The 20,968-nt window shown below is 66.7% G+C and carries 22 protein-coding genes, 1 pseudogene and 1 riboswitch; of the genes and pseudogenes, 9 read left to right on the top strand and 14 right to left on the bottom strand.

The window, feature by feature from the left end:
- Window positions 1-8 precede the first annotated feature (8 nt).
- The 4 genes from E0H50_RS13765 to E0H50_RS13780 all read right to left on the bottom strand — a co-directional run bounded on the left by E0H50_RS13765 (window position 9) and on the right by E0H50_RS13780 (window position 2,967).
- Window positions 9-629, bottom strand: a complete 621-nt coding sequence (locus E0H50_RS13765; RefSeq protein ID WP_131287880.1) for a toprim domain-containing protein — start codon at window positions 627-629, stop codon at window positions 9-11.
- A 138-nt stretch (window positions 630-767) separates the two neighbouring features.
- Window positions 768-1,076, bottom strand: coding sequence for a hypothetical protein (locus E0H50_RS42890; RefSeq protein ID WP_165547114.1), 309 nt, complete (start codon window positions 1,074-1,076; stop codon window positions 768-770).
- The gene (locus E0H50_RS13775) at window positions 1,073-1,849 is read right to left on the bottom strand and encodes a hypothetical protein (RefSeq protein ID WP_165547115.1); all 777 of its coding nucleotides are present in this window, start codon (window positions 1,847-1,849) and stop codon (window positions 1,073-1,075) included. Before E0H50_RS13775 ends, E0H50_RS42890 begins: the two co-directional genes overlap by 4 nt.
- A gap of 218 nt (window positions 1,850-2,067) precedes the next feature.
- Window positions 2,068-2,967: a hypothetical protein gene (locus tag E0H50_RS13780; protein ID WP_165547116.1), complete on the bottom strand. Its 900-nt coding sequence runs from the start codon at window positions 2,965-2,967 to the stop codon at window positions 2,068-2,070.
- A 775-nt stretch (window positions 2,968-3,742) separates the two neighbouring features.
- On the opposite strand from E0H50_RS13780, the gene E0H50_RS42895 reads away from it, so the two are divergent.
- Window positions 3,743-3,910 carry a hypothetical protein gene (locus E0H50_RS42895; protein WP_165547117.1) on the top strand — a complete coding sequence of 56 codons (168 nt, stop codon included), beginning with the start codon at window positions 3,743-3,745 and terminating at the stop codon, window positions 3,908-3,910.
- A 419-nt stretch (window positions 3,911-4,329) separates the two neighbouring features.
- Here the strand turns inward: E0H50_RS42895 and E0H50_RS13785 are convergent, their stop codons facing one another.
- A complete protein-coding gene (locus E0H50_RS13785; protein ID WP_165547118.1) occupies window positions 4,330-4,608 on the bottom strand; it encodes a ribbon-helix-helix protein, CopG family in 279 nt (92 codons plus the stop codon).
- 442 nt (window positions 4,609-5,050) lie between these two features.
- Between E0H50_RS13785 and E0H50_RS13790 the strand changes: the two genes are divergently transcribed.
- Window positions 5,051-5,395 carry a hypothetical protein gene (locus tag E0H50_RS13790; RefSeq protein ID WP_131287895.1) on the top strand — a complete coding sequence of 115 codons (345 nt, stop codon included), beginning with the start codon at window positions 5,051-5,053 and terminating at the stop codon, window positions 5,393-5,395.
- Between the two features lie 217 nt (window positions 5,396-5,612).
- On the opposite strand, the gene E0H50_RS13795 is transcribed toward E0H50_RS13790, so the two are convergent.
- Window positions 5,613-6,398 carry a TIGR02391 family protein gene (locus tag E0H50_RS13795; protein WP_131287897.1) on the bottom strand — a complete coding sequence of 262 codons (786 nt, stop codon included), beginning with the start codon at window positions 6,396-6,398 and terminating at the stop codon, window positions 5,613-5,615.
- Window positions 6,399-7,164: 766 nt separating this feature from the next.
- Here E0H50_RS13795 and E0H50_RS13800 point away from each other — a divergent pair.
- Window positions 7,165-7,356, top strand: a complete 192-nt coding sequence (locus E0H50_RS13800) for a hypothetical protein (RefSeq protein WP_131287900.1) — start codon at window positions 7,165-7,167, stop codon at window positions 7,354-7,356.
- Window positions 7,357-7,439: 83 nt separating this feature from the next.
- Window positions 7,440-7,607: a hypothetical protein gene (locus E0H50_RS42900; RefSeq protein WP_165547119.1), complete on the top strand. Its 168-nt coding sequence runs from the start codon at window positions 7,440-7,442 to the stop codon at window positions 7,605-7,607.
- Window positions 7,608-8,102: 495 nt separating this feature from the next.
- Here the strand turns inward: E0H50_RS42900 and E0H50_RS13805 are convergent, their stop codons facing one another.
- From E0H50_RS13805 to E0H50_RS13810, 3 genes are all read right to left on the bottom strand, one after another.
- A complete protein-coding gene (locus E0H50_RS13805) occupies window positions 8,103-8,804 on the bottom strand; it encodes a DUF6338 family protein (RefSeq protein ID WP_131287903.1) in 702 nt (233 codons plus the stop codon).
- A gap of 114 nt (window positions 8,805-8,918) precedes the next feature.
- The gene (locus E0H50_RS42905) at window positions 8,919-9,080 is read right to left on the bottom strand and encodes a hypothetical protein (RefSeq protein ID WP_165547120.1); all 162 of its coding nucleotides are present in this window, start codon (window positions 9,078-9,080) and stop codon (window positions 8,919-8,921) included.
- Between the two features lie 235 nt (window positions 9,081-9,315).
- Window positions 9,316-10,101 (bottom strand): RNA polymerase sigma factor, encoded by a 786-nt coding sequence (locus E0H50_RS13810; protein ID WP_131287907.1) that lies wholly within the window; start codon window positions 10,099-10,101, stop codon window positions 9,316-9,318.
- Window positions 10,102-10,368: 267 nt separating this feature from the next.
- Window positions 10,369-10,531, bottom strand: a riboswitch (cyclic di-AMP (ydaO/yuaA leader).
- A 785-nt stretch (window positions 10,532-11,316) separates the two neighbouring features.
- On the opposite strand from E0H50_RS13810, the pseudogene E0H50_RS44660 reads away from it, so the two are divergent.
- Both E0H50_RS44660 and E0H50_RS43785 read left to right on the top strand, forming a co-directional pair.
- Window positions 11,317-11,472: pseudogene (locus E0H50_RS44660) on the top strand (tyrosine-type recombinase/integrase); the annotation flags it as partial.
- Between the two features lie 653 nt (window positions 11,473-12,125).
- Window positions 12,126-12,359, top strand: coding sequence for a tyrosine-type recombinase/integrase (locus tag E0H50_RS43785; RefSeq protein ID WP_238150951.1), 234 nt, complete (start codon window positions 12,126-12,128; stop codon window positions 12,357-12,359).
- A 70-nt stretch (window positions 12,360-12,429) separates the two neighbouring features.
- On the opposite strand, the gene E0H50_RS13820 is transcribed toward E0H50_RS43785, so the two are convergent.
- Window positions 12,430-13,593 (bottom strand): acyl-CoA dehydrogenase family protein, encoded by a 1,164-nt coding sequence (locus E0H50_RS13820; RefSeq protein WP_131287913.1) that lies wholly within the window; start codon window positions 13,591-13,593, stop codon window positions 12,430-12,432.
- A gap of 124 nt (window positions 13,594-13,717) precedes the next feature.
- On the opposite strand from E0H50_RS13820, the gene E0H50_RS13825 reads away from it, so the two are divergent.
- Window positions 13,718-15,055, top strand: a complete 1,338-nt coding sequence (locus E0H50_RS13825) for a UDP-glucose dehydrogenase family protein (protein ID WP_202868129.1) — start codon at window positions 13,718-13,720, stop codon at window positions 15,053-15,055.
- Here the strand turns inward: E0H50_RS13825 and E0H50_RS13830 are convergent.
- From E0H50_RS13830 to E0H50_RS13840, 3 genes are all read right to left on the bottom strand, one after another.
- Entirely contained in the window at window positions 15,052-16,272 is a 1,221-nt protein-coding gene (locus E0H50_RS13830) for an MFS transporter (protein ID WP_131287916.1), read from the bottom strand. The two genes, E0H50_RS13825 and E0H50_RS13830, sit on opposite strands and share 4 nt — an antisense overlap.
- A gap of 75 nt (window positions 16,273-16,347) precedes the next feature.
- Window positions 16,348-16,833 carry a 5-(carboxyamino)imidazole ribonucleotide mutase gene (gene purE, locus E0H50_RS13835; RefSeq protein ID WP_131288564.1) on the bottom strand — a complete coding sequence of 162 codons (486 nt, stop codon included), beginning with the start codon at window positions 16,831-16,833 and terminating at the stop codon, window positions 16,348-16,350.
- A 25-nt stretch (window positions 16,834-16,858) separates the two neighbouring features.
- On the bottom strand, window positions 16,859-18,031 hold the full coding sequence (locus tag E0H50_RS13840; RefSeq protein ID WP_238150952.1) for a 5-(carboxyamino)imidazole ribonucleotide synthase: 1,173 nt from the start codon (window positions 18,029-18,031) through the stop codon (window positions 16,859-16,861).
- 144 nt (window positions 18,032-18,175) lie between these two features.
- On the opposite strand from E0H50_RS13840, the gene E0H50_RS13845 reads away from it, so the two are divergent.
- Complete coding sequence (locus E0H50_RS13845) at window positions 18,176-18,736, top strand: GtrA family protein (RefSeq protein ID WP_131287922.1); 561 nt, start codon at window positions 18,176-18,178, stop codon at window positions 18,734-18,736.
- A 3-nt stretch (window positions 18,737-18,739) separates the two neighbouring features.
- Here E0H50_RS13845 and E0H50_RS13850 read toward each other — a convergent pair whose 3' ends face one another.
- Window positions 18,740-19,525, bottom strand: a complete 786-nt coding sequence (locus E0H50_RS13850; RefSeq protein WP_238150953.1) for a hypothetical protein — start codon at window positions 19,523-19,525, stop codon at window positions 18,740-18,742.
- A gap of 180 nt (window positions 19,526-19,705) precedes the next feature.
- On the opposite strand from E0H50_RS13850, the gene E0H50_RS13855 reads away from it, so the two are divergent.
- Complete coding sequence (locus E0H50_RS13855) at window positions 19,706-20,917, top strand: GNAT family N-acetyltransferase (RefSeq protein ID WP_131287925.1); 1,212 nt, start codon at window positions 19,706-19,708, stop codon at window positions 20,915-20,917.
- The last annotated feature ends 51 nt before the right edge of the window (window positions 20,918-20,968 follow it).

The following is a 20,968-nucleotide window of genomic DNA, read 5'->3' on the forward strand; positions in this document are numbered from 1 at the left end:
CCGCAGCGTCACAGATCTCTGTAGCTGTGCGGTACGTTGATCTCCAGATCAGCGCCCGTCCTACGGACTGCTCGTTGTCGCGACCGTGTCGGCCCCCGACTCCCAACGGCCGCGAGTACCTCGCGCGACACGATGTGTTCGTCCAGGTGCACAACCCGCGCGAGCCTCGTGATCTCGCCGGCAACGCGCCCAGTGGGCAGGCTCGCCACCAATGGCGCTATGGCCCGGACGGCGTTGACCTGGCCGCTGAGGTGATCGAGAACGTTGCTCCATTTCGCGAGCTCGACCTCGATCGCGAAGTCGGCCAGAGGACGCGCCGATCCCAGCACGTCACGCAGCAGACCTCGGCCAGCGGCGTGCAGCGCAGCCGGATCCTGTTTGTTCGGCAGCCTTGCAAAGAGCACTTCGTCGAACGCCTCTGACAGCACTGGCAGGCTCCGCATTGCGCCAGCCTGGCCTCCCAGGTCACCGTCCAGAGCAACGAGGACCGTGCCGGTCTGCGAGTGCGATCGCGCGATCAGGGCCTGCTCAGGCGTGATCGCCGCACCGCAGCAAGCCAGGCCAGCCCATTCATCGCCCGCGAGGCTGACGGCAGGTGCATCCATCGTGCCTTCGACGAGCACAGGCACCGCACCCGAGCGCAGCCGATCGGCCTGAGCATCGAGTCCGACAAGCGTGTGCGCCTTGGCGTAGATCTCCGTGTTGCGCGTGTTCAGGTAGCGCAGTCGATCGCCGGCGGCACGTCCGATGAAGCCGACCGGGCGGAGCTACTTGTCGGGCGCAGGGAACATGATGCGGTCTCGAAATCGATCGACCAGGTAGCCGTTGCTGGTCACGAACGCCAGACCTGCCGCGACGATCTCCAGATCGTCGAACGCAGCGCGGCGGAGATGGCCGACCAACTGTGACCAGCCGTCGGGCGCATAGCCCACCGACCATTCAGAGCCGGGCGCCAGCACCGCACCTAGGCCGCGGGCGCACAGATGTTCGGCTGCCCACCCGCCAGGCCGCTCCCGAAGTTGCCGCCGATAGAACGAGACGGCCGCGACGTGAGCGTCGTACAGCCGGTCCTTCACAAGTCCGGTCCACGATCCGGTGGCTCCGGATAACCCATGAGCTCGGCAGCCACCGCACCGCCGAACCGGTAGGTCAGGCTCGGCCGAACCGTGGTCAGCAAGTCGTTCATGGTCTGCGGGCCGTGCTCGGCGTTCACGATGCTGCTCGGGCTGTGCGGCAGCACGACCGCGCGAACCCGGTCGTAGTACAGCGCCAGATCGAACAGATAGCCCGTTGTCAGCTTCCGACGATGCTCGTCGCCGTGGGCAACAACGATCACTGTGTCCCCGAGGCTGAACTTTCGCAGCATCCTCGCCTGCGCGGTCGACAGCCCGGCGCCAAAGACCGGAATCCCCACCCACTGGCCATCGGTCTCCCGGCTCATACTCGACACGGCAATGGCGTCGACCAGGTCATCCACGAGCACCGGAACCGCTCCGCCCCGCAGAAGATCCAGTTGCTCCGCGATCCCGACCAGGACGTTGGACGGCTGATGAATCGCCGTGGCCGGGCTAAGAGAGTGAGCCCGGCCATCCCGCCCGATCCCGATGAATCCTGTCGGATGCAGATGGGCGTCCCTGGCGACCAGCACCAGCTGATCGCGGAACCGATCCGTGACGGCGCCATCCCCCACGCGGTCGATCAATCCCGCACTTTCCATTGTCGAGTACGCGAAGTTCTCGGCGGCAAGGTGGTCTACCAAGCTCGTCAAGGTGTCCGGGGCGTATCCGACCATCCAGGCCGAGTCCACCGACAGCACCTGCTCGATCTGCTCTTCCTTCAAGTACTCCAACGGCCAACCCGTTGCCCGCAGCAACTCACCCCGGAAGAACTGCGCGGCGGAGACGATCGCCTCGAGCGACCGCCGCCGCTCCTCCATGGTGATCGCAAAGCCAGGATCATTCATCTAAACCTCCGAGAGCCGAAACGTCCGGCCTCGAAGGTCTCCTCAGATCGCTCGCTTCCGAACCCGGATCACGACTTCCAGGAACTCCAACGCAACAACGCGCATCAGAGTCCGGGCCCCGTTCCCGGCGGATCCAGATCCGTGCTGTGCAGCGCCATGAAGCCGCGCCCGCTGGCCCGATACGTCATCAACGGGCGCGACGTCAGCAGTAGATCGTGCACACGCTGCGCGCCGGACTCCTGCGCCAAACCAGCCAACGACTCCCCCGGAGGCAACGCAACCGCCCGAACCTTGTCGAAGAAGAACGCGAGATCCAGCAAGTAACCAGCCGACTGATTCCGCTCCGCCTCGTTCCCAGCCAGAACAACGACCACCTTGTCGCTCGTACTGAACTCGCGCAGCAACTTCGCCTGGGCCGTGGACAAGCCTCCGCTGTACACCGGGATCCCAGCCCACCGGCCACCTGCCTGTACGCCGGCATTCGACACAGCGAGTGCATCTACGGGCTCGTCCACGATCACCGGAACCGCACCACCGGCAAGCAGACCCCGCTGCTCCACAGCTCCAACCAGAACGTTCGACGGCCGATGAATCGGCGTCAGCTGAGTCGCTGAACGCGCCACACCATCCGGACCGATACCGACAAACCCAACCGCCGATGACCGCCGATCATGAGCGACGAACATCAACTTGTCCCGATGCCGATCAACCGCATCACCGTGCTCATTCCAGGTCAGCAGACCGGCCCGCACCAGCGTCCCGTACGCAAACCCCTGCTTCTGGAGATGATCAACCAGATTCGACCAGCTCTGCGGCGCGTACCCCACCTTCCACGGCGACTCCGCCGACAATACCGACCCAGCCCCATAGGCCCTCAAATACTCCAACGGCCACCCGGTAGTTGCCCGCAGCAACTCTCGCCGGAAGAACTGCGCAGCCGCAGCATTCGCCGCCAGCAACCGCCGCCGCTCATCAATCGACAGCCCAAACCCCTGAGAACTCACCAAGACCTCCGAAGCCGCTGAACCTCTGACTGCCTCGAAGCTCACCCCAACCACGCGACCAGCAGAACCTGGAACCAAGGATCAAGGACACCGTTGCCGAACTACGTATTACAGAGGACCGACGCCGTCGTACCTGTCTGGCTCTTCCAGCAGCGACCGCGCTGGCAGCGAGGCAGACCGGCGACGCACCACCGGCCGATCAAGTTCACGGAACGGAACAGTCGAGTCCGCCCGCAGCCCAGCCGAACGGGCCAACTGAGCCCCCGCCGAATCGATCGCCTCATCAACCAACTCGATGAGCTTGCGGACACTCCATCCAGAGCGATCCGCCCCAGTCTCAGCATGCAGCCGCCCTCGCGCTGCAGCAGGTTCAACGTCCGGTTTCTCAGGATCCATGAGCCGAAGATCGCCTTCCCAACCCCGCCGCAGAACCAGGATCACGCAATCCAGGAGCCCGCTGAACTCGGTCTCGGATCCAGCTGCCCTCCTCGCCAGACCGAGCGCCAGCAACTCCCGTGAGAGCGGTCTGCAGTCGGGCCTTGAAGCCGGCGCTCTCGCGAGGTGATCGAATTCGTCGAATGCCAGCCCACGTATGCGAGCCACTCAGCGAGTCGCGGAGCCTCAACATTCACCAGATCCTCAGCGGACATCGGCGCATGCCGAGTTCAGCTACGCCGACGACAAGATCCGTACGTTCAGCGGACGCCCGTCCCGTCGGGGTGCACGTAACGGCGGCGGACGTGACCCCGATTCCTCTCATGGGAGGAGTGGATCCGTGACACGACGCTGCAGGTACGGGTCCGGCGAGCCGGACCCGTACGCCGCAGACCTGGTTCGCCGGCTCCGCGGACTGCTGGCACTCGTCGCCGGTCCGCCGGTGCGCGGGCCCGGCGCGGTACGTCGCGACGACGAGCTGCTCGATCGCGTGGCCGCCGGACCGTAGCTTCGATCAGGTCACCGATCTGACCAACTGGATCAAGTTCCCGGAGAACGGGCGCGGAGAACTACTACGGGCCCCTGCGCTCCGGGCCAGCTCCGATCAGCCGCGTCGGACGGTACGAGAAACGACCGTGTGTCGAACGAAATGAAGGAGGGACCCGCCCGGCCTCTCGGGGGGTCCCTCAACTTCTAGTGCCTGTTGTGGCGGTATCGGGGATTCAGAGGTCACTCCCTCCCTGGGGACCTCTGGTTTTGTAGTCGGCGAGTTGACCACATGGAGCCGGGCGCCTCAGCCCGTACCTTCACTCTCACCTCTGGGGTTGGGCCGGCGGTTCAACCACACCCTCGTACGGCTAGGGCTTCGCCGACTGATTGAGCTGCCGGGGGCGGGTTGTGCTGGTAATGCGGTGAAGCAGCGCCAGATCAGAGGAGAACCACCTCCCTGATCTTGGTCTTGCCGTTCTCGTCTTCGATCGTGGCCAGCGTCGCGCCTCGGTCCATCGCCCTCTCCGTGTACTCCCACAGAGAGACGGCTCGACGGACTGCCTCGCTGACGTTGATCCCCTTTCGGCCAGCGATCTCCTTCAGGGACGTCATCGCCTCGCGTCCCAGAACAATCTGCAGTCGTGCGTTGTCGACACCCGGGGTGTCGGTACCTCCCCGGTTTGCACGCTCCGTGTCCAGTTTCTGCACTTCCGGCATTGTGATCTCCATCTCACTCGGGGAAGCCCTGTCCGAACCCTGGAAACCCCTTCCCGGGGGTCACCAAGCGCCGATCAGTGATCACTCTTCGTAAAATTGCACACCGATCGGGTTACCACTATCAGTATTTTGAGGGTAAAGCACAAGTACCACGGCCGTCATACGACAGTGTTCATTGCGTGTTTAGGCACTCTTCAGCCACAATGCTGACTAGCTCAGATATGACCAGTGATCGATTGGTATCCCTTGGTCGCCGGCACCACTGCCATCAGTGGTCGTGCCATCTCCCCTGGTGAACGGCACGAACCTCCCCTCTGAGCACCTGGCTTCTTCGGAACCCAAGCCCCTCCCGGGCGAGGAAGGAAAACCAGTGGTTACAGGAGGAGAGTGGAAATCCAGGCCGAAGCCGAAGTACGGCGCAGGCAGGGATCTCACACGGGAAGTGAAGAGGAGTCTGTCCACCCCGGACTGGGCGCGTCGGTGTCTGATCATCGGCGTGTTCGCACTGATGGCGGAGATGCTCGTCGTCTTCGCGATCGTGGTGACCAGGCTCAACCCCGAGGACGCAATCACGTGGGTGATGATCGGTTTCGATCACATCTTCAACCTGGTGCTGATCGTGGTCGCCTACTTCTTCGGCAAGCGCCACTCCAGCGACCCGGACGACGAGCCGCCCACCAAGCCGGCGCCGCCGAACGTGCACCCGCTTCCGACAGCGGCCCGTGCGTCGCGCACGCGGTCGCTCAAGGCCAAGAACGCAAAGGGGCGCTCTCGGCGGCGGCGGTGAGGGGGTACGCCGTACTTGTTCGGTACGGACACGTGCCGCTGGACGCAAGTGCAGCGGTACAGCTTGATTCAGCTGGTCGAACTCCTCCCCGGGCGAACCACCTGCACGCCCGGTGAGGAGTTTTTAATGGTCCCGATCACCACCCACCGCCGTCCTCTAAGGCCGTCACACCGCGTGTACTCGCGCATCTCGTCGACGAGGTCGGCACCCTCTCCGGTCAGACCCGAATCTCGCCCGCGGCTTGGGCGGCGGGTCTTGCATCGGTCGAGCCTGCCCGCAGCTCGGTCTGGTCTGTCCAGCGGGCGACGACGGACAGGACCGCCAGCATCTCCAGGGCGTACTGCTCCGACCATTCCTCGTGGCTGTGAGCGGCCACGTTGCGGATGCCGGCGAAGGCGCCCTGCGCCGTGAGGTGGAGCCCTTCTTGGCGAGACCGCCACAGGTCGCTGTTCGGGTCGCCGGGGAAGTGCAGCCGTGGCCGTCCAGACGTGGCCTTCGGGGCGAAGACGTCCTGGACCAGCGCACGGTCTACGAGGTCGCTGCCGGCCTTTTGGGCAATGTGGGCTGACAGCGACGTGGCAGCTGCTCCAACCGCGACCCGGAACTGGCCGGTACCCCACAGAGGTTCGGCAGCTGCCCAGACGTGGGGGTGGAACTGGTCGGCACCAACGGTCGGACCATCAGGGGCGAGGTTCTTCTTCACCAGCTCCCAGTCCCTGGCGACCCCCAACGCTGTGTCAGTGACCCGCCTGTAGATGCGGGCCTGCTTCCTCACGTCGACCGGCACTGTGCCCGGCAGCGCCACCTCGAGCACCCTGGCGATCTTCAAGAACGTCGGGAGCTGGGACCTGTACCTCGCCTCCAAGTCGGGCCTTGGCGCGAGCCGCGCAATCCAGGGATCTTCAGGTGCGAACGTTCCGTCGATCCGGCTCGGGGACAGCGAGATCAGGACGCAGGTCGTGCGGAAGGCGAGGATGCGCTCGACCATCCACTTGAGGTTCATTCGACGCACGATAGTGGCGACCACCCCCAAATTTCCCGAGCTTGGCACCGGCAGCTCCGGACCTGCACCAACAAGCCCCCTCGGACCGCGATGTCTGGTTCTTCACCGTCTTCGGCTCAGGGACCAGGACGAAGAACCACGCACCGTTTAGGAAACCAGAGATCTACCGCAGGTCGCGGCCGATGAGTTCCTTCATGATCGGCTCGAGATGTCGGTGTCCATCGGGTCGCCGATCATCACGGACGTCTTCGCCGCACCTGCTCCGGTTCGTCTGCGACCCGGCGAATCTGCACCACCTGGGCGATTGGTCCAGAAGATCTACGCCAACCTGAGGGTCCAAGTTGTACTCGGACACGACGCGCCGAGTGAGCACGAGCGGCTCGGCTGACCCAACTCCACTGAGCACAGCCATGCTGTTCCGGAGACCTCTTAGCGGTGAGCACGGCGAGGCCGTAGGTCACACAACCTGAAACTCGAGCACGCGGGCCCTGGATGACACACCTAATCTCCGACACGGGCAAAGGTCCCACCGCTGTCGATCGCTCGACGCGACGTTAAGCCTGCGGCTGGTACAGCCTGCCAGTCGTCAGGCAGCGAAACCGCCGCTTGTTGCACGAACCACCCCGAAGAACTCGAGGAAGAGCTGTCACAAACAGCCCCAAGTCTCGGCCTTCTGCGGGCAGAAGGTGGGGCGGTCCCGTGGGAGCGGGGCCGCCCCGGCTGACCAACCACATCCGGAGACCAACTCAGGAAAGGCAGCTCATCCATGAGCGTAGAGACCTCGACCGCTGGCAGGCCACCGTCCCCACCCAACCTGGTGGTCCTGATCCTGGCGGTGACGGTGGTCGCGTTCGCCGCGATCGTCATACTCGCCCTGGCCGGCCACGCCATCGCAGCGGGCGTGATCGGCACCGTGTGGGCCGCGACGTGCGGCGTGCTCGGGTACAAGAAGCCGTGATCCACCCACTCGCCGGACGCGGTGTAGCGGCTGGCCGACGTAACGGCGTACGACGCGATCCCGATATCTCTTCCAGGGGAGGAGTGGAGATCTGTGACGCGACGACGCTGCCAGTACCGGCAGTCCCGACCCGATCCGTACATCGCGGATCGGGTCCGTGGCTGCTCGGCTTGCTGGCGATCATCACCCGGCAGTCGGCACCGTGCCAGGACCCGGTACGGCGGGACGACGAACTGCTGGATCGGCTCTAACTGGCGGAACGAGGGAGGGACCCGACCAGAGCCGTGGTCCGCTCAGGATGCCGTCACTTCTTCGAGGTTGCACCACCGCTGGATGTGGGCGGCGGTGGCGGTGGCGGCGGCTTGCTGACCGATTCAGGCGGCCTCGGCGGAGCCACCTTCCAGCCACCTTTGAACGGGCCCCTGGGCGAGCGGCCGCGCGGGTTGGCGTTCGGCATGATGATCCCTTCTACTTCGCCGGTTTTGGTGGGGGAGGTGGAGGTGGGGTCCGAGGCGCGGGGGGTGCTGTGGCTGGTTTGGGCTTCCAGCCCTTCTCCTCAGTCTCTCCAGGGCCCGTCGCCCCGTAATGGTCATTCGGCACTTGTTGGACCGCCTTTGCTTGGTTTGGGTGGTTTGGGGAGAAACCGGGTGGGGGGCGAGTTCGTCTTGGTGCCCTCCGCGCCGGTCGTCTTGGCGGCCGGGGTCGCTGTCTTTGCTCGGTAGCCGCCGCGACCTGGCGGAAGGTTCTTAACCATCGGGCGCTCCTTCCTCGACCTGCTCCAGTGTGCGCTGATCCGACTCCTCGAGTGCGATCAGCTCGATCGAGATCGCCGACTCACACGAGACGATCACACCTTCTGAGCCTGGGATTGGATCTCCGATTTGGCCGGTCTTGGACACCTCGTAGCAGGCCTCGAGAAACACCTGGTGCTTCTCGGGGAATGACGTGCTGTAGGAGTTCAGGCCGTAGTAGCCGGCGATCCATTCCTTCTCGGAGGTCAGGATCCGCACGAAGCACGGGGTGCGGTCCTGGAAGGCTTTGTCCCAAGCCGTCGGCGTGTGGTCGTACGAGAACAGGTTGCTGAACCACTGCGAGACCTCCCGCTCCCGCAACCACTTCACTAGCGCGGCGTTGTCCGGCGCTGTCACCAGCCCGAGGAGCGCCGGCAGAACGAACCCACCGACGAGCGCGATGAGAGCGGCTACGCGGACGTGATCGATCAGCCACCCCTTCCCGTTGGCAGCCTCGACCAGGAGCTTTCCGCCAATCGCGAGGTAGACGAGCCCGAAGATCGCCGACCGGACGATCGCCCCGACCAGGCGGGTCGACAGGTCGACATCGGTCGCCAGTCGGCCGCGTAGGTTCACCCTCACGCCTTGGTAGACGAACCCGGGTACGACGAACAGCAGCATGATCAGCAACTGGGTCGCTGTCGACGGTATGGACATCGGCTCCTTCTCCCACCGCGGGCTCTCACGTCTGGTGCTTGCAAACTACGGCCGCGGGATACCGAGAACGATTCAGGCGTTCTCGGTACCCCGGGCCGTCACCGCGCCACGAGGTCAGTCCTCGCGGCGGACCCCCTTGAACGGCTTGCCGTCGGCCTTGCCGTCCATGAAGCGCCCGGTGCCGGTGTCGCGCTTGGTCCACCCGCTCGGGGTGCGGACCTGCGAGCGGCCCGTGACGGCGCCCTTTCGGGAGTTGTTCCCGGTGTTCTTGGCCATAATCGGTTCTCCTTGGTGTGCGGTACGCCGGGTTCTGGATTGAACCCGGCTCTACACCCCTGGTGTATATGCAGAAATCGCGATTACCCCCCATCCCTCCGCGAACTTTTTCGGCGAATCTGCGCGGCCCGGGCGACGACCGCCGCGGCCCTCCTGGTCGACACGGTCTCCCGGGCAGCGCGCGCTGCCGGCGTACCGATCGACGACCTCTCGACCTTCTTGCGGAACTCGCTCCTCATGCTTCCCTCTCCTTGCGCAGTCGGTCGCGTTGGTTGGCAACTGCCCGCTCGATCGCCTTGACCGTGACCCCGAGTTCTTGGGCGATCTGCAGATGGGTCAGGCCCTGGCCGATCATGGTGAAGATCTGACGGTCGCGCGGCTTCATGCCGCGCAGGAATCCGGCGACGTACTCCTGCTGCACCACGAGTTCCTCCGGGCTGGGGTCGTGCCGCTGGAGAAACTCGCGGGGCTCCGCCACCGCCACCGCCTGGACCCGGTCGGCGTCGTGCCGCCGCCAGGAGTTGTACACGTTCGCGAACTGGATCAGGCACTGCCCGACGAAGTACGTCCGAAGCGACGCACCACGCCGGTAGTCCCAGCGGCCGCCGACCAGGACGTAGTCGCGGAACTTCACCAGCGCTTTACCCACGGTCTCCACGACGAGATCCTCGACGTACCCCGGGTCCTCGAACGCGCCGGCCGGCGCCGGCGGCAGACCACCATGCCCGCGCTGCCGACAGTAGTGAAAGATCGTCCGCTTCCGGATCCAGGACGTCAACACCGCCATCGCGTACTTCACCAGCTCGCTCTGGAAGTAGTCGTACTCCGGGCCCTCGAAGTTCAGCCAGCCCAGCTCAACGACCAACTCGTAGTCGGCCTGCAACCGGTCGACGTGGTCGGCCTCCTTGAACGTCGCCGCCGCCTTCTTCCAGTGCGGTTCGAGGCCGACACCTACGTCCGGTTGTAACGGCGCTGCGGCAGCTGGCTGCTTCCCCAGCTCGTCCGCCTCACCGGATTGCATGACCTGCCTCTTTCGTCGGGAGAGACCGCGACTCCGTCGGGGTCACCCCCTCGTATATGCACTTCTGCCGATTACCCCCCAACTCCGAACCAACTTTTTTTCCCGGCTCCGCGCAGGCCTGCTCCGAGCGGGCCGCGCTGGTACGTGCGAGGGTGGGCGTGGCCGTGCTGGGACACGGCGGACGTGGCACCGGCCACGTCGGGGCGGCAACAGGCGCCGGCAAGGTTCCGGGTACGCCGAAGCGCGCGGTGAGCCCGGTTCTGGGCATGACGAATCCTCAGACGCCTGTGAAGTTAGCTGTCGGGTTCGGGCTGGGATTCATGGCCCGGTCCGCTCCCGCGGACTTCACCCCAGGGTTCCGACCACTCACGGTCGAGACCCAAACTCCTGGGTCCCCCACCGCCGCCATGGTGTTCGAGGGGAGCATCCAGGGACTGACGGCGCTCGGCGTGATCCCTCATGCAGCCCGTCGACGCTCGGTGGGCTACCCATCAGGGTAGAACCCCGGCCCGACAACTTGGGAATCCGTCGCGCGGCTCGCGCGTCGCACTCAAACTCCAACAGAAAAGGGCGAAATCGCACGCCCACCAAACCAGAACATCCCATGCATTCGAAGGATCGGGTCGGCAGATTGTCGCCATGTTCGGTTCGTCGTCTATCCCGCCGCCGCAGGGTGGGGCATCGTCATCTGGGGCTCGTGGGCCTCACCGTCAGCGCTGCGCCGATCGGTGCGATCCGTGCGCCCAACATCCTCCGGCGGCAGAATCCCACCCGCCGCTAGCAAGGGGTGGAACTCCGGAGAGCTTCAGCAACTGCGCGAGCTGGCTCAGTCGAATCATCCCTCGGTTGGTGTGACGAGCAGCCGGATCGCGTCAACCTGACCTCAGTTATCCACAGGCAGCGTCTCGCGATCACAGCCAAACGGATCTGCAGCCGTACGTTGAGCCACCGGAGTCCATGGAACCGGAGGTGTGGTCGGTGGCGTTCGTAAAGGATCAGTGGACGCGGGCGGTGAAGCAGCCCAGCGGTGAGGTAGTGCGGGAGCGGAAGCCTGCGCGGTGGGGCAAGGGTAAGCGGTGGCTTGCCGTGTGGCACGGCCCGAACGGCGACGAGGTGTCGATGGCGTTCGAGACCAAGATCGCGGCCGAGCGACACGGGAACGCGATGGAGACCGACATCGCTCGCGGCGAGTACATCGATCCGGCTGCCGGCAAGATGCGGCTTGCGGAAGTCGCGGAGCGGTGGATGAAGTCACGGTCGGTTGATCCGTCGAGCGAGATCCAGTACGAGTCGAAGTGGCGGCTGCACGTCGCGCCGACATTCGGGAAGCGGCAGGTGAAGAGCATCAAGCCGTCTGAGATCGCCGTCTGGCTGAAGGAGCTGACGGCAACCTTTGGGCCGTCGACCGCGCGTAGCGCGTTCCTGGTGCTGTTCGGATGCCTCGAGTTGGCGGTCGAGGACGAGGCGCTGAAGAAGAACCCGGCGAAGTCGAAGCTCGTCAAGCGACCACCGACGGTCGATCCCTCGATCGTCGTCTGGCCTGACGAGACCGTCGACGCGATCATCGCTGCACATCCGGAGCAGTACCGTCTGATCCCGATCATTGGTGACGCAGCGGGCCTGCGCCAAGGGGAGATCTTCGGGCTGTCGCCCGACGACTTCGACTTCGAGGAGCGGGTCATCCGGGTCCGTCGGCAGGTGAAGAAGCTCGGCAAGGACTTCGTCTTCGCGCTTCCGAAGAACGACAAGGTGCGGACCGTGCCTATGCCGGACTCGGTCGCCGAGCTGGTACAGGAACACATCGCCCGCTTCGGGACGACTGAGGTCTCGCTCCCCTGGGAGCGGCTCGATGGCGACCTCCAGGCCGTTCGGCTCATGTTCACGTGGTCGGACGGCAAACAGATCCGAGCGCGGAACTTCGACGAGACGATCTGGAAGCCTTCACTCGCGCTGGCGGGCGTCATCCCGCCCCCACCCGAGACAACCGCGGCCGCCGCCACTTTGTCACAGATCGTAAGACCGGCATGCACGCTCTGCGGCACCACTACGCCAGTGTCACGCTCCAGGACGGGGTCAACATCAAGGAGCTCGCGGAGTACCTGGGCCATCACGACCCGAGCTTCACACTTCGCCTCTACACGCATCTTCTGCCGTCGTCGCACGACCGCGCGCGTCAGGCCGTCGATCGGCGGCTCGCGAGGCTCCGTCTGCGGCTGACGGAGCAGTCACGGAGCAGAGACGATTCGGCTGCAGCCTGAGCGCCGCCGGCCGAGCGTGTCAGAGGCCGGCCGGGAAGCCAGAATATGCTGCTGACCTGCGGAAACAGCCTCAGCTGATGCCCTTGAGGAGTTGGCGGGCCATGACGATGCGTTGGACCTGGTTGGTGCCTTCGTAGATCTGAGTAATCTTGGCGTCGCGCATCATGCGTTCGACCGGGTAGTCGTGGGTGTAGCCGTAGCCGCCGAGGAGTTGGACGGCGTCGGTGGTGACGGCCATCGCGACGTCGGAGGCGAAGCACTTGGCGGCGGCGCCGAAGTACGTCAGGTCGGAGTCACCGCGCTCGGAGCGGGCGGCCGCGGCGTACGTGAGCTGGCGGGCCGCCTCGATCTTCATGCCCATGTCCGCGAGCATGAACTGCAGGCCCTGGAACTCGGCGATCGCCTTGCCGAACTGCTTGCGCTCCTTCACGTATCCGAGCGCGTAGTCGAGGGCGCCCTGTGCGATCCCGAGCGCCTGTGCGGCGATCGTCACGCGGGTGTGGTCGAGGGTCGCCATCGCGGTGCCGAAGCCCGTGCCCGGGTCGCCGATCAGCCGCGATGCGGGGATCCGGACGTTGTCGAAGTACACCTCGCGGGTCGGCGAGCCCTTGATGCCGAGCTTCTTCTCCGGGGCGCCGAACGAGACGCCCTCGTCGGACTTCTCCACCACGAAGGCGGAGATCCCCTTCGACCGGGCGTCCGGGTCCGTCACCGCGAAGACCGTGTAGAAGTCGCTGACGCCGGCGTTGGTGATCCAGCGCTTCACGCCGTTCAGCACGTACGAGTCGCCGTCGAGCACCGCGCGGGTCTTCATCGAGACCGCGTCCGAACCGGCCTCCGGCTCGGACAGGCAGTACGAGAACATCGAGTCGCCCGCCGCGACCGGCGGCAGGTAGCGCTGCTTCACCTCGTCGGAGGCGGACAGCAGCAGCGGCAGTGAGCCGAGCTTGTTGACGGCCGGGATCAGCGAGGTCGAGGCGCACGCGCGGGCGACCTCCTCGATCACGATCACCGTGGCCAGCGCGTCCGCCCCGGCGCCGCCGTACTGCTCCGGGATGTGCGGCGCGTGGAAGTCCGAGGCCTTCAGCGCGTCGTACGACGCCTTCGGGAACTCGGCCAGCTCGTCCACGTCCCCGGCGTGCGGGGCGACCTTGGCGTCACAGACGTCGCGAACGGCCTCGCGGATCGCCTGGTGCTCCTCGGACAGCGCGTACAGCTCGAATGAGTTACTCACGAGTCACACAGTACGACGAACCTCTCGCCGACGGAGGACGTCGTACCCCGAAAGTGACCAAGTACGCACGGGCCGGACATGAGCCGGTCACCGGCCGATAACCACGATGGGTAGAGTCCCGGACATGAGTGAAGCGACCTCCCGCCCCCTGCGGATCGCCGTGATCGGCACCGGCTACCTCGGCTGCAACACCTCCGCCGGGATGGCCGAATTCGGTTTCGACGTGATCGGGGTCGAGATCGACGAACACCGGCTGAAGCTGCTGAACGACGGCAAGGCCCCGCTGTACGAACCCGGGCTGGACCCGCTGCTGAAGAAGCACGTGGACTCCGGCCGGCTGCGGTTCACCAGCGACTACACCGAGATCGCCGACTGGGCCGACGTGCACTTCATCTGCGCCGGCACCCCGCAACTCGAGGGCAGCGAGGCGGCCGACCTGTCCCAGGTGTACTCCGTCGTGGACATGCTCGCCCCGCTGCTCACCGAGCCGACCCTGGTGGTCGGCCGGTCCACGGTCCCGGTCGGTACGTCGAAGGCGGTCGAGGAGCGCCTGCACCGCCAGGCCCCGGCCGGGTCGGCAGTCGAGGTCGCCTGGCAGCCCGAGTTCCTCCGCGAGGCGCACGGCGTCGAGGACACGCTGCACCCGGACCGCCTGGTGTTCGGCGTCCAGTCCGAGGCCGCGGAGGCCCGGCTGCGCGAGGTGTTCGCCACCCCGATCGAGGAGGGTTCACCGGTGGTCGTGTGCAACCTGCCGACCGCGGAGCTGGTGAAGGGCGGCGCGAACGCGTTCCTGGCCACGAAGATCTCGTTCATCAACGCGCTCGCCGAGATGGCCGACGCGACCGGCGCGGACGTCACCCAGCTGGCCGAGGCGCTCGGGTACGACAACCGGATCGGCCGCGGCGCGCTGAACGCCGGCCCCGGGTACGGCGGCGGCTGCCTGCCGAAGGACCTGCGCGCGTTCATGCACCGCGCCGGTGAGCTCGGCGTCGAAGAGGTCATCACGCTGCTGCGTGAGGTCGACGACATCAACCAGCACCGTCGGGCCCGGATCGTTGACCTGACCCACGAGATGCTCGGCGGCCAGTGGATCGGCAAGAACGTCACCGTGCTCGGTGCCGCGTTCAAGGCCGGTACGGACGACGTCCGCGACTCGCCCGCGCTGGACGTCGCCGGGCGGGTCCAGCTGCACGGCGCGAACGTCACCGTGTTCGACCCGGAGGCGATGGAGAACGCCCGGAAGGTCCGTCCGACGCTGCGCTACGCGTCCACCGCGGTCGAGGCGTGCCGCGAGGCGCACGCCGTACTGCACCTGACCGAGTGGCCAGAGTTCCGGCAGCTCGACCCGGCCGCACTCAGGGACGTCGTCACCAACCCGGTCGTCATCGACGCCCGCCTCAACCTCGACGCCCCGGCGTGGCGCGCCGCGGGCTGGACCTACCGCGCGCCGGGCAGGCCCTAAGCGACGGTTGCCGACCGCAGCACCGGGCGGGTCAGTACGACGCACCCGGTGATGGCGGCTGCCACCGAGATCCCCAGGCAGACGCCGGTGATGCCGATGCCGCTCACATCGGCCAGGCCGCCGAGCAGCGGGTTCCCCACCATGATCGCGATGCTCTGGCAGAGCACGACGATGGACTGCAGGCGGGACTGGAACTCACGCTCCACCGAGTTCATCAGCAGCGGCAGCACGTGACCGGTGAACGTGCCGACGCCGATCCCGCTCAGCACACCGGCGGCGAACGTCAACGGCAGCGGATCGAGCACCGAAAGGCCGAGCAGTCCGGCAGCCGCCACCAGGAGTCCGAGTGCGGCGAAGATCCCTGGCCGGGGAAACGCGCCCCACATCAGGATGCGTAGGGCGATCACCCCCACCCCCAGGCTGCGGCTGGCGACCAGCAGACCGGCGGTCGCGGCGTCCCAGCCGTGGTCGCGGGCGAGCAGCGGGAACAGCAGTGCGTCCATCGGCATCAGCAGACCGGCCGCAACCGTCATCGTGATCAGCAGCGCCCGGGTGAGCGGGCGGCCGAAGGCAACCTGGATGCCGGCGCCGATCGACCGGAACATGCCGGCCGGCATCCGGCCGGGGGGCGCGATCGTCTTCCGCAGCAGGATCAGGACGACGATCATCACGCCGAACGTCAGGGCGTCGAAACCGGCGGCCGCGGTGAGTCCGGCCCAGCTCACCAGGACGCCGCCGACCGCGGTGCCGGTGACGGCGAAGACCACACCGGTCACCTGGAAGCTCGCGAGCGCTCGAGGCACCTGCGCCGGCGGCACCAGCAGGCGGGGCATCGAGCGTGACGACGGGAGGAAGAACGCGTCGATCGTGCCGACCACGACGGCGAGAATCATCAGCAGCCACACGGGTTCGCCGACGGCCAGGGTGGCCGGGACGAGGGCCGCGGTGACCAGGAACATCGCCGTACAACTCGCGAGCAGCACGCGCGGGGCGCCGTACTTGTCGCCGATCGCGCCACCGACCAGCAGCAGGACGGCTCGCGGGGAGGCGGCGAGCAGCAGGATCAGGCCGGCGACGCTGCCGCCGTGCCGGGTGGCGGACCAGCTGATGGCGAACGTCATCGTCAGATCACCGAGGAGGGACACGACGGCGCCGAACAGCCAGATCCAATAGCGGACCGGAATGCGCTGCGTATCCGAGTCAGTGGGCGGAGTCACGATCGACGACCTTAGACGACAAGCAATGGGAACTCATGACTACCCGCCCCCTCCTGTGGAAAACCACTGACTGCCTCAGCCTTTACGCAGCTCTGCCGCCCCATCACGCACCGTGACGCCCTTGGCCCGTGCCACCTCCGCGAGAGTTTCCTGGAACGCGATCATCCGGTCCCGCAGCTTCTCGTCGGACGCAGCCAGGATCCGTACCGCGAGCAACCCGGCATTACGAGCGTTCCCAATCGAGACGGTCGCAACCGGCACACCGGCCGGCATCTGCACGATCGACAGCAGCGAGTCCATGCCGTCGAGATATTTCAGCGGCACCGGGACGCCGATCACCGGCAGCGGGGTCACCGACGCGAGCATCCCGGGCAGGTGCGCGGCCCCACCGGCGCCGGCGATCAGCACCTTCAGACCCCGCTCGTGTGCTGACCGTCCGTAGTCGATCATCTCGGCCGGCATCCGGTGCGCCGACACCACATCTGCCTCAAAGGGCACGTCGAACTCGGCACACACCTCGGCCGCGGCCTTCATGGTCGGCCAATCGCTGTCCGACCCCATCACGATGCCAATCAATGCTCTTGTCCTATTCGTCGATCGTGCCGGTCAGGTACGCCGCGGCGTGCCGCGCGCGTTCACGGGTCTGCTCGAGGTCGTCGCCGTACGCCGTGACGTGGCCGACCTTGCGGCCCGGCTTCACCGACTTCCCGTAGAAGTGGACCTTCAGGCCCGGGTCGCGCGCCATGCAGTGCAGCAGGCCGCGGTGCATGTCCTCGACGTCCCCGCCGAGCACGTTGACCATGACGGTGTACGGCGCTCGCGCGGCCGGTGAGCCGAGCGGGAGGTCGAGCACAGCCCGCAGGTGGTTCTCGAACTGGGACGTGACCGCGCCGTCGATCGTCCAGTGCCCGGTGTTGTGCGGGCGCATCGCCAGCTCGTTGACCAGCAGCCGCCCGTCCCGCGCCTCGAACATCTCGACCGCGAGGACGCCGACCACGCCGAGCTCGCCGGCGATCCGCAACGCGGTCTGCTGCGCCTGAGCGGCCCGCTCCGGCGCCAGGTCGGGCGCGGGCGCGGTCACCTCGACGCAGATGCCGTCCCGCTGCACCGACTCGACGATCGGGTACGCGACCGCCTGCCCGTGCGGCGAGCGCGCCACGATCGCGGACAGCTCGCGGACGAAGTCCACCTTCTCCTCGGCCAGGATCGGTACGCCGCTGCCGAACGCGGTCGCGATCTGTGGGTCCTCCGGACCGTCGACGAACCACACGCCCTTGCCGTCGTATCCGCCGCGGGTGGTCTTCAGGATGATCGGGAAACCGCCGACCCGCTTGGCGAAATCCGCGACGTCGCCGGGCGTGGCGACCACCTGATGCGCGGGCGCCGGCGCGTCGAAGGTGTCCAGCCGGGCGCGCATCACGGCCTTGTCCTGGGCGTGCACCAGCGCGTCCGGGCCGGGGTGAACCTTCACACCGTCCGCCTCGAGCGCATGCAGCAGGTCCGTCGGCACGTGCTCGTGGTCGAACGTCACCACGTCGCACTCGGCCGCGAACCGCCGTACCGTCTCGGGGTCCTTGTAGTCGCCGACAGGGGCGTCCGCGACGGCCTGCGCGGCCGACACCGTCTCGCCCTCGGCGAGCACGCGCAGCTGGATTCCGAGGGCGACGGCCGTCTCCTGGGTCATCCGGGCCAGCTGCCCGCCACCGACCATGCCGACCACCGGGGTACCGACAGGGAGATCCTTACGATCGAACTTCACGGTCGTGAGCCTAATGTCCATACATCATCGGTCGTACGGCGGCTGTCGCGGCGCGCGGGCGATTTCGGAGTCGGACCGGTCGCCGGGTACCGTGGGAAGCTGCCCTCCCCGTCGCGGTGTGATCACAGAAGGTTCCGAAGACCGTTGAAGCTCGTCACCACGCTGTACCGCCAGTTCCAGCACCTGGTGCACGAAGTCGCCAAGTTCGGTGTGGTCGGTCTGCTCGGTCTGGTCGTCGACCTGCCGATCTACAACTGGCTGGTCTTCAACAACCCGCTGGTGCTCGCCGACTCGGGGGTCGGCATGCTGCACCACAAGCCGCTGACCGCGAAGTTCATCTCGGTCACGGTCGCCACGATCGTGACGTACTTCGGCAACCGCTACTGGACGTGGCGGCACCGGGAGCGCTCCGGCCTGCACCGTGAGTACGTGCTGTTCTTCGTGCTGAACGGCATCGGCCTGCTGATCGCGGCCGGCTGCCTGGCCTTCTCGCGGTACGTCCTGGACCTGCACAGCTGGCTGTCCGACAACATCGCCGCGAACTTCATCGGCCTCGGCCTCGGCACCCTGTTCCGCTTCTGGTCGTACCGCAAGTTCGTCTTCCGGGAAGAGCTCGCCCTCGACGAGGCCGAACACACCCCGGCCCCGGACTCCCCGGCAGAACTCGACGGAGAGTCCACGGGCGACCTGCCTGTCGTTCGGTAGCGGTCACTCCCCGGTGAGCGGCGCTCCCGGGTCCTTCCAGCGGAAGTAGAGCGCATCGGGGAACGTCCCGGGGATCTTGCCGAGGCCCTGGATGACGGTCGACGCACCGTTGAAGCGGCCGACGGCGTACGCGTACGCCGAGTTCGTGTCGTGGTCGATGCCGACCAGGAACGTCCCGTACACACCGCACTTCTGGGCGAGCAGCGTCTCGAAGCCCTGCCAGGTGCTGCTCCGGACCCGCTTCACCACCGGCTTCATGGGTGTGCTCGTCGGGACGTGGATCGTGTACAGCGCGCCGCCACGCGTCGTCGCGACGAACGTGTCGTACGTCGCCGACTTGCTGACCAGCGCCATCGTCTTGACCGCCGCGAACCCCGGCGCGGACGCTCTGTACCGCCAGGCACCGTTGACGAGCGTCCAGCGGAAGAGCGTGCCGTCGTTGCGCAGGGCGTACGTGTTCCTGCGCGTGATGTGCGTCTGCGTGGGCCCTTGGTAGTCGGCCTCCTCGAGGCTGACGAAACTCCCCCAGCCACCGCCGATCGGCGCCAGCGGGGCACCGTCGTGGACGCCGTTCGTCGCGTGATAGCCGCTTGCGTACAGCGTGCTGCCGCCGATGACGTAGCCGAAGACGTTGACGCCCCCGAAGCCGTCGTCCAGCACGTTCATCGACGCGCTGACCCTGATCTGCCCGGGCGCGTACACGTCCTTCGCCGTCGTCTCCTTGGCCCGCGCGGTCGGCGGTTTGGTGGCCACGACGACCTGGGCGGTGTGGTCGCCGCCGGCGGTCACGGATCCCACCCCGAGCGCGCAGTTGGCCGTGGGTGCGGCGGACGCGGTCGTGGGGACCATGGTTGCGGCGACGAGCACGGCGGCCGCGATTGGCTGTTTGATAATTGGTACCACCCCCTTACCTGCCTTGATGGTCGATCAGGCGCGTTGGTTGTCGGTAGGGCATGTGAAGATGCGGTGGTGACTGACTTCGAGGTGCGGGTAGCGCGGGCGGACGAGCATGATGTGGCCTCGGGGGTGTTCGGCGAGGCGATGATGTTCGATGCGACGCCGAGTGAGCTCGGACGGCAGTTGTTCGAGCCGGAGCGGGCGCTGATGGCGACCGACGGCGCGGAAGTCATCGGGACGACCAGGGCGCTGACGCGGGACCTCTCGGTGCCCGGTGCGGTGGTCGACGCGGCCCATGTGACCGGCGTCGGCGTGCGCGCGACGTACCGGCGGCGTGGTGTCATGTCCGCGCTGATCGGGCGGCAGTTGCGGGAGGTGCAGGAGGCGATCGCGGTGCTGTGGGCGAGCGAGCCGGCCATCTACGGGCGGTTCGGGTACGGCGCGGCCGCGTGGGGCACGAACTACGAGATCGACCTGCGCCGCGTCGGTCCGACCGACGACAGGATCCGTCCGGGCGCGCTCGGCGTACTGACCGTGGACGAGGCGCTCAAGGAGCTGCCGACCGTACTGCGGCGCGCGCAGGAGCAACGCCCCGGTGTGTCCGGGCGGTCGGAGTTGCGGTGGCAGGGCCATCTGGAGGACAAGCCGGACGACCGCAACGGGCGGACCGCGCGACAGATCCTGGTGCATCGCGACGAGGCCGGCACCATCACCGGGTACGCGCTCTGGCGCGGCAAGATGAACTGGGTCCCGACCGGCCCGGCGAACGAGGTCCTTGTCGAGGAACTCGTCGCGCCGGACCCCACGGCGTACCGCGTGCTGTGGCAGCACCTGCTGACCATGGATCTGAGCGCGAAGCTCGGCTACGGGTACGCCGCCGTGGACGAGCCGCTGCAGCAACTCGTCAGCACACCCACCGCCCTCGAGCGCCGCGTCGGCGAGTCCCTGTGGCTGCGCGTCACCGACGTACCGCGGGCGCTCCAGCAGCGGCAGTACGCCGTACCGGTCGACGTCGTCCTCGACGTCACCGACGACCTGATCGAGACGAACACCGGCCGCTTCCGCCTGACCGCCGACGAGTCGTCGGTCACCTGCGAACGCACCGACGCCCCCGCCGACCTCAGTCTGCCGATCGGGACCCTCGGCGCGATCTACCTCGGCGGCCGCCCACTGACCGAATTCGCCCCGACAGGCCGCGTCACCGAACACACCCCCGCCACCCTGAACCGCGCAACCGCCGCCTTCAACTGGCCGATCGCACCCGTCAGCTTGGAGGTCTTCTGACGCCGATGTCATCGAGATGTCATCGCTGCTGACTAGGTTCCTGGAACGAAC

This window comes from Kribbella sindirgiensis (genome assembly GCF_004331435.1).
Taxonomy (GTDB): Bacteria; Actinomycetota; Actinomycetes; order Propionibacteriales; family Kribbellaceae; genus Kribbella; species Kribbella sindirgiensis.

What these genes read in the sequence shown, in the direction of transcription:
- E0H50_RS13825 (WP_202868129.1), top strand. Translation starts at nt 13,718, where the DNA reads ATGAGTGAAGCGACCTCCCGCCCCCTGCGGATCGCCGTGATCGGCACC.
- E0H50_RS13800 (WP_131287900.1), top strand. Translation starts at nt 7,165, where the DNA reads ATGAGCGTAGAGACCTCGACCGCTGGCAGGCCACCGTCCCCACCCAAC.
- E0H50_RS13810 (WP_131287907.1), bottom strand. Translation starts at nt 10,101, where the DNA reads ATGCAATCCGGTGAGGCGGACGAGCTGGGGAAGCAGCCAGCTGCCGCA.
- E0H50_RS42905 (WP_165547120.1), bottom strand. Translation starts at nt 9,080, where the DNA reads ATGGCCAAGAACACCGGGAACAACTCCCGAAAGGGCGCCGTCACGGGC.
- E0H50_RS43785 (WP_238150951.1), top strand. Translation starts at nt 12,126, where the DNA reads ATGCACGCTCTGCGGCACCACTACGCCAGTGTCACGCTCCAGGACGGG.
- E0H50_RS13785 (WP_165547118.1), bottom strand. Translation starts at nt 4,608, where the DNA reads ATGCCGGAAGTGCAGAAACTGGACACGGAGCGTGCAAACCGGGGAGGT.
- E0H50_RS13795 (WP_131287897.1), bottom strand. Translation starts at nt 6,398, where the DNA reads ATGAACCTCAAGTGGATGGTCGAGCGCATCCTCGCCTTCCGCACGACC.
- purE (WP_131288564.1), bottom strand. Translation starts at nt 16,833, where the DNA reads ATGGGGTCGGACAGCGATTGGCCGACCATGAAGGCCGCGGCCGAGGTG.
- E0H50_RS13805 (WP_131287903.1), bottom strand. Translation starts at nt 8,804, where the DNA reads ATGTCCATACCGTCGACAGCGACCCAGTTGCTGATCATGCTGCTGTTC.